Here is a 466-nt window from a genome sequence, read left to right as displayed (position 1 = left end):
ACCCAACAACGCATAAGCGTCGCTGCCGCAGCTTCGGTGCATGGTTTAGCCCCGTTACATCTTCCGCGCAGGMCGACTCGACCAGTGAGCTATTACGCTTTCTTTAAATGRTGGCTGCTTCTAAGCCAACATCCTGGCTGTCTGWGCCTTCCCACATCGTTTCCCACTTAACCATGACTTTGGGACCTTAGCTGGCGGTCTGGGYTGTTTCCCTCTTCACGACGGACGTTAGCACCCGCCGTGTGTCTCCCGTGATAACATTCTTCGGTATTCGCAGTTTGCATCGGGTTGGTAAGCCGGGATGGCCCCCTAGCCGAAACAGTGCTCTACCCCCGAAGATGAGTTCACGAGGCGCTACCTAAATAGCTTTCGGGGAGAACCAGCTATCTCCCGGTTTGATTGGCCTTTCACCCCCAGCCACAGGTCATCCGCTAATTTTTCAACATTAGTCGGTTCGGTCCTCCAG

At 54.5% G+C, this 466-nt stretch carries 1 rRNA gene; it reads right to left on the bottom strand.

Features of this window, described 5'->3' with window-relative positions:
• Window positions 1-466: ribosomal RNA gene (locus AB4Z53_RS35485) — 23S ribosomal RNA — on the bottom strand; the annotation flags it as partial.

Source organism: Ensifer sp. 2TAB8 (assembly GCF_052115125.1).
In the GTDB taxonomy this organism is placed as follows: Bacteria; Pseudomonadota; Alphaproteobacteria; order Rhizobiales; family Rhizobiaceae; genus Ensifer.
This window is presented reverse-complemented; position numbering and strand designations above follow the sequence as displayed.